This is a genomic window from Serratia sp. 25CWL12 (assembly GCF_055790885.1).
The window spans coordinates 188,567-206,262 of record NZ_CM147698.1; the positions used below are offsets into that span (position 1 = coordinate 188,567).

A 17,696-nucleotide genomic window follows, 5' to 3' on the forward strand; every position below is an offset into this window, starting at 1 on the left:
AAGCTGCAGGCGGCAGAGGGGCAGTGCGGTTATTTGGCCTGGTCAGTGTACTCAATCATATCGCGCTGCTTTCGTCTTGGTAAAAAAACATTTTACTGCTGAGCGTTTTTAGGGGATAAACAGCCCAAATTTATTGGTCAGGAGCGGCAATGAGCCAACTCGATTTAGGAACACAGCAACTGGAGCTGGAGCGTTATCCTCAACAGGAAGAGGCCAGTCAACTCCAGGCATGGGAGGCAGCAGATGAGTATTTGCTGCAACAAGTTGAAAACATTGATCTAGGTGAACGCCCACTGCTGATCTTCAACGATAACTTCGGTGCGCTGGCTTGTGCCCTGCATGGCTACAAGCCTTACAGCATCAGTGATTCCTTGATGAGCCAGTTGGCAACCCGCCATAATCTGCAGCTTAATGAATTGGATGTGGAGCAGGTAACACTGCAAGACAGCCTGGCCGCATTGCCTGCCAACCCGGCTGTCGTGGTGATGCGCATTCCCAAAGCCTTGGCGTTGTTGGAACAACAATTGCGGGCATTACGTCAGGTGGTCGCGCCAGATACCCTGATTGTAGCCAGTGCCAAAGCACGGGATGTTCATACTTCCACGTTACAACTCTTTGAACGGGTACTTGGTCCAACGCATACCAGCCTGGCCTGGAAAAAGGCTCGCCTGATTTATTGCCAGGTCGCTGATATCGTGCCCCCAGCAGCAGCGGAAACCACCAACTGGCCGCTTGATGGTACAGATTGGCTGATTCATAACCATGCCAATGTGTTTTCCCGTGGTAGCCTGGATGTTGGCGCTCGTCTGTTTCTGGAACACTTACCGCAGGATATCAACGGTCATATTGTCGATCTGGGTTGCGGCAACGGCCTTATCGGTATGAAAGCCTTGGTTCAGAATCCGCAAGCGCAGGTCACCTTTATTGATGAATCTTATATGGCGGTGGCTTCCAGCGAACTGAATGTGGCGCATAATTTGCCGCAGGCATTGGAGCGCTGTGAGTTTAAAGTGAATAACTCACTGGCGAGTATTGAGGGGGGCAGTCTGCAGGCAGTATTGTGTAACCCGCCTTTCCACCAACAGCATGCCATCACTGACCATACTGCCTGGCAGATGTTCTGCGATGCCAAACGCTGTCTACGAGTGGGTGGTGCGTTGTACATTGTTGGTAACCGTCATCTTGACTACTACCAGAAGTTGCAGCGCTTGTTTGGCAACTGCACCACGGTCGCTGCCAATAAGAAGTTTCTGATCCTCAAGGCGGTTAAGTCTGGCGTACGCCGTTAGTGGTTATACCCTTCTTACTTCCAAACTGCTTGGGTGTTAGCTTCGCTCTGTCACCCTAGTCACATAGTTGGCTATGCTCCTAGGGCTTCCATCGCTGGCTGCCTTCAAGCAATTCGAAGTATTTTGGGTATTATAGGTTGGGGATCGCCCAACCTATTGCCGCAGCGATGATGGGCGCTAAAGTGCCATGGCGAGCTGCATACCCTGCTCAATCGCCCGGCGGGCATCCAATTCGGCGGCGCTATCTGCGCCGCCAATCAGGTGAACCACTTTGCCCATGTCTAGCAGCGGTTGCTGTAGTTCGCGACGTGGTTCTTGCCCAGCACAGATCACCACGGTATCTACCGATAGACAGTGTTCTTGCCCATCCCGCAGGATATGTAACCCTTGATCATCAATGCGCAGATAACTGACGCCATTGAGCATTTTTACACCGCGCGCTGCCAAACTGGTGCGATGGATCCAACCGGTGGTTTTACCTAAGGCTTCGCCTATTTTGCTGGTTTTGCGTTGTAACAGAAACAGTTGGCGTGCGGCTGCGGGCACGATTGGCCCTTGATCACTCAGACCGCCACGGTGAGTAAACTGCGGGTCGATACCCCATTCACGGTTGAACGCCTCTAGGTGCAAGCTGCTGGAAGCTCCACTTTGGCTGAGATAGTCGGCAGTATCGAAACCGATCCCACCCGCACCAATGATCGCCACCCGCTGACCAACCGGCTTTTTATCCCGTAATACCGCCAGATAGTCCATCACCATCGCGTGCTTGATACCGGGAATGTCCGGTAGGCGTGGCTTGATGCCACAAGCGAGGATCACTTCATCGAAGCTTGCCAGATCCTGCGCCTGTACTGGTTGCCCCAATTTCAGCACCACGTTATTCAACTTTAATTGATGGTGAAAATATCGCAGTGTCTGGTGGAATTCTTCCTTGCCGGGGATCTGCTTGGCAATATTGAATTGACCACCAATCTGATGATCAGCATCAAACAGCGTGACTTGATGTCCACGCCGGGCCGCGGTGGTGGCGAATGCTAATCCCGCAGGCCCGGCACCGACTACCGCCAGTTTTTTCACTGAAGTGGTGGCAACCCAGGGCATTTCAGTTTCGTGGCAGGCGCGCGGATTAACCAGACAAGACGCGACTTGCCCCATAAAAACCTGGTCCAGACAAGCTTGGTTGCAGCCAATGCAGGTGTTGATTTCGTCGGCTCGCCCTTCAGCCGCTTTCTCTACCCAGGCGGCATCCGCCAGGAAAGGGCGCGCCATAGACACCATATCAGCACCACCGCTAGCTAAAATCTGTTCTGCCACGGCCGGATCATTAATGCGGTTGGTAGTGATCAGTGGGATCCCCACTTTGCCCATCAATTTTGCTGTCACCCAACTGAAGCCTGCGCGAGGTACCAGGGTGGCAATGGTAGGGATACGCGCTTCATGCCAGCCAATACCGGTGTTGATCAGTGTCGCGCCTGCCTGTTCGATGGCACTGGCAAGTTGTTCGATCTCCGGCCAACTGGCGCCGTCTTCCACCAGGTCGAGCATCGAAAGGCGGTAGATCAGAATAAACTGTGCCCCTGTTGCCTGACGTACTGCCCGCACAATGTCCACTGCAAAACGCATACGCTTGATAAAGCTGCCACCCCATTGATCATTGCGCTGATTGGTGCGCGCCACCAGAAACTGATTAATCAGGTAACCTTCAGAACCCATCACTTCCACACCGTCGTAACCGGCCTGTTGCGCTAACGCTGCGCAGTGGGCGAAGTCAGTAATCGTTTGTTCAACCTCTTGTTCCACCATGGCGGTGGGGCAAAATGGACTAATGGGGGCTTGTAGCGCCGAAGGGGCAACCGGTTGTGGTTGGTAACTGTAGCGCCCGGCATGGAGAATTTGCAGCGCGATCTTACCCCCCGCCTGATGGACGGCATCAGTGACGATGCGGTGGTGTGCCACCTGCTGTGGCTGATTGAGCACGGCTCCCCCTTGATAAACCACGCCTTTTTCATTGGGTGCGATGCCCCCAGTTACGATCAAGGCGACGCCTGCGGCCGCACGTTCGGCATAAAAGGCCGCCAGGCGTTCAGCTCCATTGGGCAGTTCTTCCAAGCCGGTGTGCATCGATCCCATTAACACGCGATTCTTCAGGGTGGTGAAACCGAGATCGAGCGGGGCCAACAGGTGTGGGTATGAATTCATCGCACTCTCCGAGAGTTATTATGCCAGTCACCATTCAAGCCCAGCGGGCGATGACGAAAAGTGGTCGGATGAGATAAATCTAGCTGTTGTTTGCTTACTTGGGAACAGAAGAGCGGTTGAATGTGATGTCGAATGTGATAGTGCGCATGGATCTTGATTATTTCATTACATTTTATAGGGATAAACGCCAGCACCTTCTACCTGCCACTTGAATCGACTTGAGTATATACTTAGGGTCATTTTATGTGGTTTTGAGATAGTGAATATGACACCAGCGACCAACGTTGCCGATGTGATTTATTACAACGGCACCATTTATACAGCGGATGCGGTTAATAGCATTTGCAGTGCATTGGCGATCGGGCAGGGATACGTTTTAGCGGTAGGGAGCGATGAACAGGTGCTGGCACTGGCCTCTTCAGCGACAGAATGTATCGATCTGCAAGGTAAAATGATGATGCCGGGGCTGATCGACAGCCATATGCACCCCTTTTGGGGGGGCAAGCAACTCCAAGGATGCAGCTTGCACTATGCGGCGCTGACGGTGGAACAGACATTGCAGCATATTCAGGCGCATTTGGATAAATACCCCGCAGCTGATGATGAGTGGTTGACGGTCCGTGCCTGGCAGCGTCAAGGAATGGTTCCGGCGGGGGCTGATATGAGCCGTGCGCTGTTGGATAGCCTCAATACGCGTCGCCCGGTGGCACTGTTCTCTAATGATTGTCATACCCTGGCCGCCAATAGCCGTGCCTTGGTCATGTTGGGTATTGATGAAAATACCCCTGTCCCATCAGATGGCAAGATTGCCCGAGATGCCGATGGGCAATTAACCGGGATTCTGGAAGATGCCCCCGCTATGCGCGCCTTCGACAGCATTCCTTCCGGTACTGCAGAGCAGAGCGTACAGGTAGCGGCCCGCGTGCAGCAGGCGTTACATGCGCAAGGGGTCACCACCGTCATGGATACCCGCATATTTGCCGAGCAACTCCAGGCGTTTGCCACGTTACGTTCTCGCGGAGAACTGACGCTACGGATGCTCGGGGCCAAAGAAGTGACGCCAGATAGCGTCCCTGGGCCAGAAGATGCGGCACGTGCGGTGCAGGAAGTGGTTGATTTTGCCAACCAGTGGAGCGACAAAACCTGGACACCCAAAGCCGGTATTGCGGTTGAGCATCTCAAACTCTTTGTTGATGGCGTTTTACAGCCCCCAACCATGACGGCAGCGCTGTTGGAGCCGTATCGCGAACATCATGGTGAAGGTACGGGTGATCGCTATGGGGATCTCTACTTCACTACGCCGGTGCTCAATGCGTTGATTGTTGAATGTGGCCGCGCTGGTTTGCACCCACATACCCATACTGTGGGTGAGGGGGCTATTGAGCAGGTACTGGATGCACTTGAGTTGATGCGTGATGCCTGCCCTGGTAAAGATGTCCGCCCGGGGTTGGCCCATGCAGAGCTGGTGGCTGCCCATCAATATGAACGTTTTGCCGCTCTTGGGGCTACCGCTGTACTGTCGTTCCAATGGGCGGGATTACCAGCGGTGTTGATTGATGAAGAGCGTGAAATGCTCGGTGAAGAGCGATTCCTTCATCTGGAACCCGCAGCTCGCTTCCTTGATGCCGGGGTGCGCTTGGCTTATGGCAGTGACTGGCCCATTGACCGGCTGGATGAGTGGTATAACCTGCAAGTGGGGATGACACGCCGCGCTTGGGATGCTGAAGGGAATCCTACTGGGCCACGCTTGGATAATGATCGTGACCTAACCCTCATTGAAACATTACGCGCTGCGACCATCGATGCCGCCTACATGATTGCTAAAGAGCAGTATATTGGCTCGCTTGAGGTGGGCAAATTTGCTGATGCCATCGTGCTGCACCATAATTTGTTCGAACAACCGGCGAATAAGATATATCAAACCCGTATTCAGCGGACGCTGGTGGGGGGGGAAGTGGTCTATCCGGCCTAGTACCAACGTTGTTGTTTAACCAGCAGGGGGAAAGGGTAACTTCCCCCTGCAAAAGCCTTCAAATCTGCTTAAATAGATTTAACTGCCTATCACTTTTGGTGAACTTGCTGGATGCTTGGTGGGTGACTCATGGCAATGCTATCGACATATTGTTGAAACATTAAATCAACGGGTTGGTAGCGAATTATTTACCTCTTGTCAGTAGATTGGCTTGAAGCGAATTGTTCACTTCCCCGGTAGCCTTTCTTGTGCCAGAATCCGTGCCTTGTTTTTTCCGCAGCACAGAATAACCCATGGGAATCGGCCCTGAGGGAATGGCGCTGCGCCAGGAGATGATACGGCAATGCCACAAAATATTCAGTTGCAACGAGTTCTTAAAACCCCAGCCTTAGTGGCATTTGGTCTTGCCTATATGGTGCCATTGGGCGTATTCACCACCTATGGTCAGGTGACGGTGTTAAGCCAAGGCCATTTGCCGATTGCTTACCTGGTGACCATTGTGACCATCTTGTTTACCGCACTGAGTTATTGCCGGATGACTAATGCGATGCCGTTAGCAGGGTCGGCCTATTCTTATGTGCAACGCAGTTTTGGTGGGAAAACTGGTTTTCTGGTGGGTTGGGCGCAGATTCTGGATTATTTGTTTCTGCCCATGCTTAACTATTTGGTTTTAGGTATTTTCTTGCATGAGGCATTTCCATCGATTCCGGCCTATGTGTTTATTCTGGCATCCATTGGTAGTGTCAGCGCCCTGAATATTCTGGGTGTCCGCCTGTTGAGCTCAGTCAACTTTACGCTGATTGGTTTGCAGATGGTGTTTATTGTGCTGTTTATTGTGTTGTCATTTAGCGAAGCGGATCTCAGCCCCGCCGCGTTGATGAAACCACTCTTGGTGGATGCGGGTAATTTTTCCGGCCTGATTGCCGGTGCCGCGGTACTTTGCCTGGCATTTCTTGGTTTTGATGCTATCGCCACCATGGCAGAAGAAGCTGACGACGCTAAGAATACCCTGCCACGAGCGATCCTGATTACGGTGATCAGTGCCGGTGCCATTTTTGTGGCGGTATCTTATGCTGCACATCTGGCTTATCCAGACTGGCAAGCGTTGATTCCTCATCAGGATACTGCCAGCTTGATTATCTCTGAACATGTGGGTGGCAAGTGGATGTATAACTTCTTTATGGCCACTTACTTGACGGGGGTATACGCCTCTTGCATGAGCGCACAAACCAGTGTCTCGCGCATTTTCTACGCCATGGGGCGTGAAGGTGTGCTGCCGCGTAAAGTATTCTTCCATCTCCATTCCCGTTTTCGTACACCATGGCGGGCGATAGTGTTTGTGGCAATAGTCTCTTTATTGGCCCTGTGTATGGATTTGAACATGGTGGTGTCGATGATCAGCTTTGGGGCATTGGGGGCATTTACCTTTGTTAATCTCAGCGTAATCAAACATTTTCTGATTAATGAAAAGCAGCGGGGCCTGAACGCGATGTTCAAATATGGCTTGTTGCCGCTGATTGGTTTTGGCATGTCAGTATGGTTGTGGTTTAACCTGGATAGTGAAGCATTGAAAGTAGGCCTAGGCTGGTTGCTGGCCGGTTTTATCTATCTGCTATGGTTGACCAAAGGATTGCGTAAGGATCCCCCGGCAGTCACCCATGATGATATTTCCCACCTGCTTGATTAAGACTGAGGGTGGCTTAATAAGGCCGCCCTATCTTTTCAATACATGCTTTTCTTTGATAATGCCAACCCAGCCTGTAGCCAATAACGACGAATTATCGTGAGAAAAACATATTGTTAGCAATTTAATGGGTGTTGTAAAATCAGTGTGATTTTATGGGTTCAATTGAGAATAAGCATTATGCTTTCAGGACGAGCAATGTATTGAATACATCACTCTCGGTAAAAAATCGGACACATTATTTTACATTTTATTATTATTACTGGTCACTATAGGCATAGACAAGATAAAAAAATAGGCATTTAATAGCCGCCGTAATAGGGATATATCAGATAGACCATCATAATTTAAGTTGCCTGTGCGCTGGTAATGCTTATAAAACAGAACTATTGACCGAAGTCAGCTGATCAGTTTTTACTTTCCACGCATTTGTAATCCATACCCTAAATAAATCAAGTCACAATTCAAAAGAGTAGCGTATTTTGAATTGTGTTTGTGTTGGCCCAGAAGGGCAGGGCTCAGGGAAGAGCCGAGTAATCAGTCTCTGCCTCCCCGATGTAACTTGAAGTATGACGAGTATCTCTCTGATAGAAATTTATTTTTTCTTGTAGGATACAATCTATGTCAAAGCGACTTTTTGCTGAATTTTTTGGTACATTTTGGTTAGTATTTGGTGGCTGTGGGAGCGCAGTATTAGCTGCTGCATTTCCACAACTGGGTATTGGGTTTACGGGTGTAGCGTTAGCGTTTGGTCTCACCGTTGTGACCATGGCTTATGCTGTCGGTCATATTTCAGGTGGACATTTTAACCCGGCAGTGACCATGGGATTATTTGCTGGTGGCCGCTTCCCGGCAAAAGATGTTGTTCCTTATGTTATTGCTCAGGTTATTGGTGGTATCGCCGCCGCCGCAGTGCTTTATTTAGTTGCCAGCGGTAAAACCGGCTTTGATGCTACCGCAGGTGGTTTTGCTTCGAATGGATATGGTGAGCATTCGCCTGATGGATACTCTCTACAAGCAGCCATTGTTATTGAATTAGTCCTGACTGCATTCTTCTTGATTGTTATTCATGGCGCAACGGATAAGCGTGCACCGGCAGGTTTTGCTCCACTGGCTATTGGTCTGGCATTGACATTGATTCACTTAATCAGCATTCCAGTCACCAATACCTCAGTTAACCCAGCACGCAGTCTGGGTGTGGCGATATTCCAAGGCACTTGGGCGCTACAGCAACTCTGGGTATTCTTGTTGATCCCATTAATTGGCGGCATTATTGGCGGGTTGATTTACCGCTGTCTGTTGGAAGACAAAAAATAAGTATCACTCTCAGGGCAGCCCTTGTGGCTGCCCTGCTATTATTGTAACGACGATAGTTTTAGCGACGATAGTTTTAGCGACCAAAATTTTTGGGTAATGCCAACCAAGCCTGTATCGAAGGGCGTTGCCACTGTTTTTGTGCATAGTGGCGAATATTTTCCGGTACCTCATCACCGTGCATAACCAATCGGTTAAGTATCAGCGCCAGATCGGTATCAGCGATGCACCACTGGCCGAATAAATTCTCATGACCATGGTTCAATAATTGTTGCGCCGCGTTAAGTAATTTTTGAGTAGCTTGCTGGGCAGCGTCACTTAAAGGTGCAAATTTGCCCTGAGCAAAAATGACCTCCGTTGGTCGCTCAGTGCGCAATGGCAAGAGATCACTACGCAGCCAGGCTTGAATTTCACGGGCTTTAGCGCGTTGTTTAATATCCCGTGGATAGACTGGATGTGCGGGATAGGCCTCTTCCAGGTATTCATCAATGGCTGAAGATTCGCAAAGATGAAAATCATCCATCACCAGCGTGGGTACACGATGAGTGAATGACAGTTCGCCATAGGTTTGACTCCGCTGTTCCCCTTGAGATAAATCTACCGGTTTAATGGTAAAGGGGATCCCTTTTTCTGTCAGTGTCACAAATGCTGACATGGCATAAGGGCTGAAAAAGTTTGCATCCGTGTAGAGAACAATGGCTGACTGGTTCATAACATCTTCCTGAAAATAGTGGGAACTGACATCATTAGTCAGCCATCAAACAAAATCAAGGTGATGGTATCGTCAGAGGATCCTGACTAGGATAATTCCGGTTTGGTCGATTAAGCCGACAAACTTTGCCCATCGCTGTTTAAGCTGCAGGTATCATGGTTGCCATTCTGTTGCCATTCTATATCCATCGCCAATGAAGCCGCAGGGGTGTTGACTACGTTCTTTCGCCCTAGTCACATAGTTATCTATGCTCCTAGGGACTCGCTCACTTGTCGCCTACCTGCAACTTCATTGAACTTGAGTATAAATCCTCGTTTCACAGGAATATCTTGCAGAGTGAACAGAGATAAACCATCATTCGAAACGACGTTTCACTTCCCCCCAGCAGGCTGACTTTGAACTTACATAGGCTACTTCACCAAAGTGTCGGTAAAACGCCTTGGTATGCCAAGAGAAAGAGTTATCGGGTGCTTTTTTGGCGAGAGATCACGCCACTGGCGATACCGATATTCTTGGAAAATACCTGCGTCTTGTTGATGGGGGTGTTTAGCACCTTTCTGGTGAGCTGGCTTGGTAAGGAGTCGATGGCGGGTGTAGGGCTGGCAGATAGCTTCAATATGCTCATTATGGCGTTTTTCGCTGCCGTCGATTTGGGGACCACTGTGGTGGTGGCCTTTAGCCTTGGCACTCGGAATCGCAAGCGGGCACGGGCAGCTGCGCGGCAATCTCTGGTATTGATGGCCGCTGTGGCGCTCTTGCTGGCATTGGGGATCCATCTGGCAGGGGAACAGATTATTGATGTGATTGCCGGTCAAGCCTCGCCGGAAGTGAAAACCCTGGCGCTTTCTTACCTGCAAACCACCGTGTGGAGTTATCCGGCAGCGGCCATTACCATGATCGGCAGTGGTGCCTTGCGTGGTGCGGGGAGTACCAAAATTCCGCTACTGATTAATGGCGGTATGAACATTTTAAATATCCTGATCAGTAGTGTGCTGATTTATGGCCTGCTTGATTGGCATGGATTGGGTTTTGTCGGTGCAGGCCTAGGGTTGACCATTTCCCGCTATATCGGTGCCGTCTGTATTCTTTACGTGTTGACGGTGGGTGTCAGCCCGGCGCTACGTATTTCACTCAAGAGTTACCTGAAGCCACTCAACCGCAATATCTTGTGGGATGTGTTGGGGATCGGCATTCCAGCCAGTATTGAGTCAGTACTATTCAACAGCGGGAAATTGTTGACGCAGATGTTTGTTGCCGGGATGGGAACTAACGTTATCGCCGGTAACTTTATCGCATTTTCCATTGCGACGTTGATTAACCTGCCGGGTAACGCTTTGAGTTCTTCTGCAATGATCATTGTTGGCCGCCGCTTGGGTAAAGGGCAGAGAGGGCAGGCTGAGCGGCAATTGCGTCATATATTCTGGCTGGCAACCCTTGGTTTAACCCTTATTGCCTGGGGAACAGCGCCGTTCGCCGGGCTATTGGCCTCTTTCTATACCCAGGAAAACGACGTTAAAGAAGTAGTGAAAACGTTGATCTGGTGGAATGCGGCTTTTATGCCCATCTGGGCTGCCTCGTGGGTATTGCCACCCGGGTTAAAGGGAGCGCGTGATGCTCGTTTTACCATGTGGGTTGCGATGCTCAGTATGTGGGGTTGCCGAGTGATTGTCGGTTATATTCTCGGTGTGGTACTTGGCATGGGGGTGGTCGGCGTCTGGTTGGGTATGTTCTTTGATTGGATTGTGCGCGGTACTTTTTTCTATTGGCGCATGGTCAGCGGCCGCTGGTTGTGGCGATATCCACGCGTTAAGGGACAACCAGCCATTTTGGCAGAAAAACCGCCATCCGCCTCCTGACGGATTAGCACCAAAGCGGCGTAGCGCTACCCTCAATGGTGTTGGATAATAAATCATCGTTTCTGTTGTCGATTGAATAGCTTCCTTAGCTTCTTGTGGGGAAGGTTTATTGGTTATCGTTGTAGGTGATTGGGCATAACAGAAAGCAGCAAACAGCTGCCAAACAACGTGTTAAACATACAATCTCTTTGTTTTGCATTAACTTTGCGGGTAGATCAGTAAGGGCTGGAGGATTGGCTTATCTTTTTCCAAGATCCCATGGATTGATAATTTCCACACCTGTTTGTTCAAAATCAACAACATTCCTAGTCACTACTGCCATTCCATGCACAAGTGCCGTGGCTGCGATAAGGGCATCACGTTCACCGCGCTTATCGGGAACATGTAGCCGAGCACAGCGCAACGCTACAGCAGTATCAACAGGCAGCGTTCTTCCGGCAAATTCAGGCAGTACCTGCTGTTCGAGCCAAGCTCGAAGCACTGTACCCTGTACTGCATCTCTGCGCTCAACAGACAGGATCCCCAGCTCCAACTCCATGATGGTGATCGAAGATACAAAGAGATCAGCAGCATCCATGCTTTCAGCCCATGCTGCCACGCTTGGATCTACCTTGCCGGTCCGCACCTTACGCAGTTCAGACACCACGTTAGTATCGAGAACGTACATCATGAAAAATCAGCCGGCTTCGTTCCGATCAACGCGCGGGGCGGCTCAAACTCAACATCAGCCGCACTAGGCATAGCTAATGCGTCGGCAATACTCCGTCGTTGTTTTGTCAACCTCTGATACTCCTCGATACTCAGAAGAACATGAGCAGCTTTACCTCGATCTGTAATTATCACCGGGCCATTCAGAGCCGCTTTTTTGACTCTGGTAACATCCTGATTTAGTTCTCTGCTAGAAAATGTCGTGATGGGCATATCCAACCCCTCCAGTAACAACTCACCATGTAGTAACGTTACTACATTTAATTTATGCTGTCAAAGTCAAGCTGGATTAACACAATGAGTGAATCTCGCGTATTGCTTGCCGGTTACCGTTGTAGGTGATTGGGCATAACAGAAAGCAGCAAACAGTGCCAAATAACGTATTAAACATACAATCTCTTTGTTTGATATTAACTTTGTGGGTAGATCAGTAAGGGCTGGAGGATTGGCTTATCTATTCGATAGAACACTTAATATAGCGGTTACTCAGACTATCAAGCTCCGTTCAGTGTATCACCCGAATAACGTTGCAGTGGCCGGGAGCTTTAATGGCTCAGGTGTATTAACGATATTGGTCAATTAAAGCGTCTATTATTATGCTGGTGGTGTTAATACCGGTGGTACCAATGGCAAGGCTCTTTTATGAGCCTTGCCAGTTGATTGGCTAGAGTGACGTCACAAGGCTAATTCCTTCAACGCTTTTCAACCATCAGCGGTTCAATATCGCTCTCTTTTTTAATGACTAGCGAGTCATCACCACGCAAGCAGGCTCCCCCATAGTTACCCCCGACCGTAAAGGTACAAACCTGAATATACTTGCCAGCAATATTAGGCAGACACCAGAGTTGCTGATAGATATTTTTACGATCGAGGAAGTTACCGGAACTTTGATCAAGCAGTTTATCGTCATGGCTAACCAAATCGATATTGTCACCGCAGCGGCCAGAAATAGGCTTCACCGCATAGCCAGTTTTCGCCAATTGGTTATTGAGCACAAAATCGGTTTCCAGCAGGTAACGATGATGAGGGAACAACTGCCAGAGCACCGGCAAGATCGCTTTATTACCCGGGATCACGGTCCATAGTGGTTCAAAAACCATCACTTCAGGGCGCAGCAGTACGTCGATAAGGCGTACTTTTTTGTGTGGGTGGCCGGTATAAATAGGCACGGCGGCATATTCGCTTGGGCTGACCTCGCGCACCTGATCGATGGCGGTTTCCCATGCCCAGGTTTTCCACACGCAAGTGATCAGTCGATTGTCGCTGTCAATCAGTTGCCCGGTGGCATTCCAGCTGAGTTTATCGAGCCCGTTAAGAATTTTGCTGCCGAACCCAGCATCAGTGAGGGCTTGCTGCATAAAGCGGGTGTGGTAGTTCTCTTCCAGATCCTTATCTTGCATGATATGCACAAAGGGACGCGCTTTACTGTGCTTCCAGGCACCGGTCAATTCACTTAATAGCTCTTGGGAGGGGTTGTAGCCTTTGCCTTGGTAACCGGTTTTTGCCCATTGCTCGATGATCAGCTTGCTTTCGGTGTGACAAGAGGCTGAATCTGCATTGTATTCGTACACCTTCAGACCGCGCTCATCCATGCAGAAATCCATGCGCCCGGTGATCATATCATGACGCCGACGCTGCCAGGAAAGCCGTAGCCGTGGCCATAGAATTTTAGGAATGTCGAACAGCGCCAGTAGGTTGTCATCCTTCATCACCTTATCGGTGGCGTGCAGGTACATGAGGTGCAGTTCATTGGTGGCTTTGACCAACTCCTGCTCGGCACGTTGGCTGATGGTGAAATACTGGCAGGGATCTTTATTAATAAAGTGCCCTTTGGACTCGATATAGACCGCCTGCAGGGGATCTTGCTCGTTGAGCCATTTACCCGCGTATTGTCCGTTATTTTCCAGCCGTGCGCTTTCAATCACCAATGCTTTTCCCGGCAATGCCGGTTGTGGCAGGCTATGCTCACGGTCATCGGTCTGGATCATCCAGCCGAGAATGGTGGTGTCATCGAAGCTGTCTTCGATAGTGTAATGGCCCTGGTTTTCTACCAACTTCAGCTCGCGTGTCCACTGTTGTCCTTGTGGCAATGGCGTGTGAACCACGTTTTGTTCTGCAATGCGGACTTTATCGCCCACCCGTTGGGTCACCACCGCCACATGGCCGGTATGTTTAAATTCCCCCCCTTTGTGCCAGATCAGCAATGAACCTGGCAGCGGCGGCCGTTTTGAGCCATTGGCAAAGGCTTGCAATGGCAACAGGTTGTCATTGACGACCTGGCGCAAAAAACGTAGTGAGAAAATTTCATAGGCCATACCGACATCGGTAAAGACAAAGCCATAGGTCAGGAACAGAAAACGGCGGGCAAATTCGACACACTGCCACTTGTGACCCATGTATTCGTTATTGATATAGCTGCGAAATGAGACATCTATGGAGGGCGGGCGAGGAGCTAAACTAGCGTAATTTGAGGAATAAATGGCGACGCCACCTGGTGCATATCCTAGTAAGGCTCCAAACGGAGCATCACCACTTATTGGGCTGTTACTCATCAACCTGACCTTCTTAAACCGACTGAGTAACGATTATCATAGCACTCAGAACCAAGGGCGGGGGTAATGTTTTATCTGTGCACGATGGGTGGCGTAAGGGTGATGACGCGTTACCAAACCAAATCGCTGGCAAATCGTCAGTGTGGGGTCAGAACTCCCTGAATCGACAATGATTATCTCATCGGCAATGTTGACTAAAGGAGCTAGTTGCCCAGGGTATGCATTTTGACCACAGCCGTGAAAGGCCAATGAATGGTGTATGGCGAATTTCATTGGAATGATGTTTTACTTTAGTCAATTAGGTCTCCTTGTTCTAAGGACTGAGTCTCAAGGAGAGCAGAACCCTCGTAATGTGATCAACAACAAAATATTAACTTATTAGTTTGTTTTATGCTTTGGAATTTATTATTCTTATTTTATATGGATGAGGAGAGGGAAGACAGTGAATAAGATAGGAATAATAGCCATGGTGGCATGCGTGATGGTCCTTTCCGAGGCTACTTCCCCACAAAGATTAACGAAGACTGGAACCTTCAGCCATACTTTCGCTTTTTCCTAAGCTATAACCCGTTAACGGGGGAAACGACTAACAGTGCTGATTTAGGTGAGTTAAGGCTCGGCTTGATTGTTAACTATAACCTAACTGCCAAGATGACTTTATGGACGAATATGGCATGGGAAACCACCCATTGGGATAAGTCTAAAAATAATCAGCTAGTGACCATTACTCACGGAGATAATAACCAGCAGGATTTCCGCTTGTACTCCGTCGTGTTAATTATTCTTGGTAATGACATTTTCAGAGGCTGAATTAGCAAGGAGTTAGCTCGGCCTTATATCATCAAACCTTCAAGGACACTGAAATGTATAACAGCACTTTTTCTATCACCGCAAAAATGATTGCACTGGTTCTCGCTACGGGAATGCTGTTTGGTTGTGACTCTGGCGAAACGACAGCGAATAATGGTACTAACAATACCGACAGCAGCAACACCGATAACGGCAACACCGATAACGGCAATACCGATAACGGCAACACCGATAACGGCAACACCGATAACGGCAATACTGATAACGGCAATACCGATAACGGCAATACCGATACTGACGATACCGATAAGCCAGTGCAAACTTATTCCCCTCTGTATAAATATGTCAAAAACAGTGACGGTACTTACGGGTACGATACTAATATCCCCGTTGATCTTTATAAAGGTGCCAATCAGTTTATCAAGATCCCCGATAATTATATTGCACCGAAACATGCTTTCAGAAGTGCGTGGGTAGCGACCATTAGCAATCTCAATATGCCGCTTGTCAAAAGTGAGGATGCCTTTAAGCAAACCTATTTGGGCATCCTAGACCGATTTAGCGCACTGAATATGAATGCGATGATTTTCCAGATACGCCCGATGCTGGATACTTTTTACGCTTCCGAGATTAACCCTTGGTCACAGTTTCTCAGTGGTAAGCAGGGTACAAATCCTGGTTATGATCCCCTGGCATGGATGATTGAACAGACCCATCAGCGCGGTATGGAATATCATGCCTGGTTTAACCCTTACCGGGTGAGCAATACCAAAATTAGCAGCCTGTTGAAAACTAATTCGCTGGGGTTGTCTACTGAACAAATTTTATCCTCGACGACAGAACAGCAGATTGGCTATCTGGTGAGTGCCGGTATTCTGTCTCCAGATAATTTTGCGGCGAAAAACCCGCAATGGGTATTAATGTTTGACGAAAAATTCTTTTTAAATCCGGCAATCCCTGAAGTCATTGAACATGTAGTTGATACCGTGGAAGAAGTCGTGCGCCGCTACGATGTTGATGCCATCCATTTTGATGATTATTTTTATCCTTACCGCATCTCGGTTAACGGTGCCACTGTGCAGTTTGGGGATAAAGGCGAGGACCGGGCTACATTCGAAGCCTATGGTCTGAATAACCCGTATCCTGATACCCCGCAAGGGATTGAGGATTGGCGCCGCGATAATATCACTCGCCTGATTACTGGCGTGCAAAGTGTCATCACTAAGCATAATCAGGATAAGGGTTCGGCGGTGCAGTTAGGCATCAGTCCGTTTGGTATTTGGGAACATAAAGGGCGTAATGAGCTGGGTTCTAATACACCGCTCGGTTCTTCACAGTCATACAGTGGTAGTATTTTTGCCGATACCCGGAAGTGGGTTAAGGAAGAACTGATTGACTATGTTGTGCCACAGATTTACTGGAGTTTTGACCAAGCGGCAGCACCCTATGGCGAACTTGCCACTTGGTGGAATAACCAGATGGAAGGTTCGCACACGCAACTCTATATTGGCCATGCCAATTACAAGCATGTTTCCAATGCCTCCGCCGATGCTGCTTGGATGAACTCTAATGAGATCCCTAATCAAATTTTGTATAATCAAGAGCTTAAGTATGTTTCTGGCAGTGTTTTCTTCAGCTATAACGATCTGTTAGTGTCTAATGTTGCGTCACAAGCTGTGGAAAAGCAGGCGGCTTACGGTGCGAAGAACACCTCTATTGAGCTGCTGTCGCAAACTTATCTCAGTACGCCGACACTGCCACCGAGCAAACCTTGGCTGGATCAAAAAGTGACCGCTTTGCCGCAGCAAGCTCACTTTGATTCCGACAGTAAAAATACCTTTAGCTGGTCGGACAGCGCGGATAACGATACACGCTACTATGTGATCTACCGTGGTACCGGCAAGCCAAGTACCATCTTTGCCGATCCAAAAAATATCATTGGCAAAGTATGGCGGGGGACAGGTAATAACTTCAATTATCAGGACAGTAATAATCAGGATCAAAGTTATACTTACTTGATCAGTGCTATTGATGCGGCACAGAATGAGACGGCACCCGTCACCGTGACAGTCAAATGAGTCGGTAATACACACTAAATAATTCGAGTTGCATGTGTGTTGGCTTTGCTACGAGGTCCATCCGTGGACCTCGCCCCTTACGGGGCCGCCGCTAGCGGCGTTCAAATCTGATCCAAGTACGTGCTACGGCGATATCGATTCCTTACAATCTGATGGTGGTATTGTTTGGTGCGATGACCCCGACCTATTTGAAGTTGTTGGAACGGATGTTTGGTAGTACGCCATACAATGTGTTGTTGTATATCGGGGCGAGTATTGTAATTAGTTTGGCGGCGAGTTTGTTTTGGCAACCTGCTGTTAAAGAGACGTGAATGGCGTAGAGTTGCCGGCTTTTGTCGGCATATCCCCGTTATCTTGCAAGTGACTTGAGTGTTGGCTGGGCGAACCTCATGGATGAGGCCAGTAACTGCAGCTAATACCCAAGCAGTTTGAAGTAAGAAGGGTATATTGATTATCTTGAATCATTTTAGACAATATCAGATTTTACGTAGATGCACGCACTTCAAGTTTTCGGTCAGCGTT

At 49.1% G+C, this 17,696-nt stretch carries 12 protein-coding genes; 7 read left to right on the forward strand and 5 right to left on the reverse strand.

The genetic code is table 11. The annotated features are described in order from the left end of the window. Positions 1–149: 149 nt before the first annotated feature. On the forward strand, positions 150–1,289 hold the full coding sequence (gene rlmG, locus ACX9GV_RS00870) for a 23S rRNA (guanine(1835)-N(2))-methyltransferase RlmG (protein ID WP_473196714.1): 1,140 nt from the start codon (positions 150–152) through the stop codon (positions 1,287–1,289). Between the two features lie 177 nt (positions 1,290–1,466). Here the strand turns inward: rlmG and ACX9GV_RS00875 are convergent, their stop codons facing one another. Beyond that, complete coding sequence (locus ACX9GV_RS00875) at positions 1,467–3,488, reverse strand: oxidoreductase (RefSeq protein ID WP_473196715.1); 2,022 nt, start codon at positions 3,486–3,488, stop codon at positions 1,467–1,469. Positions 3,489–3,753: 265 nt separating this feature from the next. Between ACX9GV_RS00875 and ACX9GV_RS00880 the strand changes: the two genes are divergently transcribed. The 3 genes from ACX9GV_RS00880 (at position 3,754) to aqpZ (ending at position 8,461) form a co-directional block, all read left to right on the forward strand. Beyond that, entirely contained in the window at positions 3,754–5,460 is a 1,707-nt protein-coding gene (locus ACX9GV_RS00880; RefSeq protein WP_473197945.1) for an amidohydrolase, read from the forward strand. Positions 5,461–5,803: 343 nt separating this feature from the next. After that, entirely contained in the window at positions 5,804–7,147 is a 1,344-nt protein-coding gene (locus ACX9GV_RS00885) for an APC family permease (protein ID WP_473196716.1), read from the forward strand. A 618-nt stretch (positions 7,148–7,765) separates the two neighbouring features. After that, complete coding sequence (gene aqpZ, locus ACX9GV_RS00890) at positions 7,766–8,461, forward strand: aquaporin Z (RefSeq protein WP_023492656.1); 696 nt, start codon at positions 7,766–7,768, stop codon at positions 8,459–8,461. Between the two features lie 73 nt (positions 8,462–8,534). On the opposite strand, the gene yfcF is transcribed toward aqpZ, so the two are convergent. After that, positions 8,535–9,170: a glutathione transferase gene (gene yfcF, locus ACX9GV_RS00895; RefSeq protein ID WP_473196717.1), complete on the reverse strand. Its 636-nt coding sequence runs from the start codon at positions 9,168–9,170 to the stop codon at positions 8,535–8,537. Between the two features lie 395 nt (positions 9,171–9,565). Between yfcF and ACX9GV_RS00900 the strand changes: the two genes are divergently transcribed. Next, positions 9,566–11,026, forward strand: a complete 1,461-nt coding sequence (locus tag ACX9GV_RS00900; RefSeq protein WP_473196718.1) for an EmmdR/YeeO family multidrug/toxin efflux MATE transporter — start codon at positions 9,566–9,568, stop codon at positions 11,024–11,026. A 238-nt stretch (positions 11,027–11,264) separates the two neighbouring features. Here ACX9GV_RS00900 and ACX9GV_RS00905 read toward each other — a convergent pair whose 3' ends face one another. The 3 genes from ACX9GV_RS00905 to gss all read right to left on the reverse strand — a co-directional run bounded on the left by ACX9GV_RS00905 (position 11,265) and on the right by gss (position 14,286). After that, complete coding sequence (locus ACX9GV_RS00905) at positions 11,265–11,693, reverse strand: PIN domain-containing protein (RefSeq protein ID WP_473197946.1); 429 nt, start codon at positions 11,691–11,693, stop codon at positions 11,265–11,267. Beyond that, complete coding sequence (locus ACX9GV_RS00910; RefSeq protein ID WP_037384135.1) at positions 11,693–11,947, reverse strand: type II toxin-antitoxin system Phd/YefM family antitoxin; 255 nt, start codon at positions 11,945–11,947, stop codon at positions 11,693–11,695. The genes ACX9GV_RS00905 and ACX9GV_RS00910 overlap by 1 nt, the downstream gene beginning before the upstream one ends. A 479-nt stretch (positions 11,948–12,426) precedes the next feature. Next, positions 12,427–14,286: a bifunctional glutathionylspermidine amidase/synthase gene (gene gss / locus ACX9GV_RS00915; protein ID WP_473196719.1), complete on the reverse strand. Its 1,860-nt coding sequence runs from the start codon at positions 14,284–14,286 to the stop codon at positions 12,427–12,429. A gap of 474 nt (positions 14,287–14,760) precedes the next feature. Here gss and ACX9GV_RS00920 point away from each other — a divergent pair, with 474 nt between their 5' ends. Together ACX9GV_RS00920 and ACX9GV_RS00925 are read left to right on the forward strand one after the other, a co-directional pair. Then, the gene (locus tag ACX9GV_RS00920) at positions 14,761–15,096 is read left to right on the forward strand and encodes a hypothetical protein (protein WP_473196720.1); all 336 of its coding nucleotides are present in this window, start codon (positions 14,761–14,763) and stop codon (positions 15,094–15,096) included. Between the two features lie 53 nt (positions 15,097–15,149). Further along, positions 15,150–17,174: a family 10 glycosylhydrolase gene (locus ACX9GV_RS00925; protein ID WP_473196721.1), complete on the forward strand. Its 2,025-nt coding sequence runs from the start codon at positions 15,150–15,152 to the stop codon at positions 17,172–17,174. Positions 17,175–17,696: the final 522 nt, after the last annotated feature.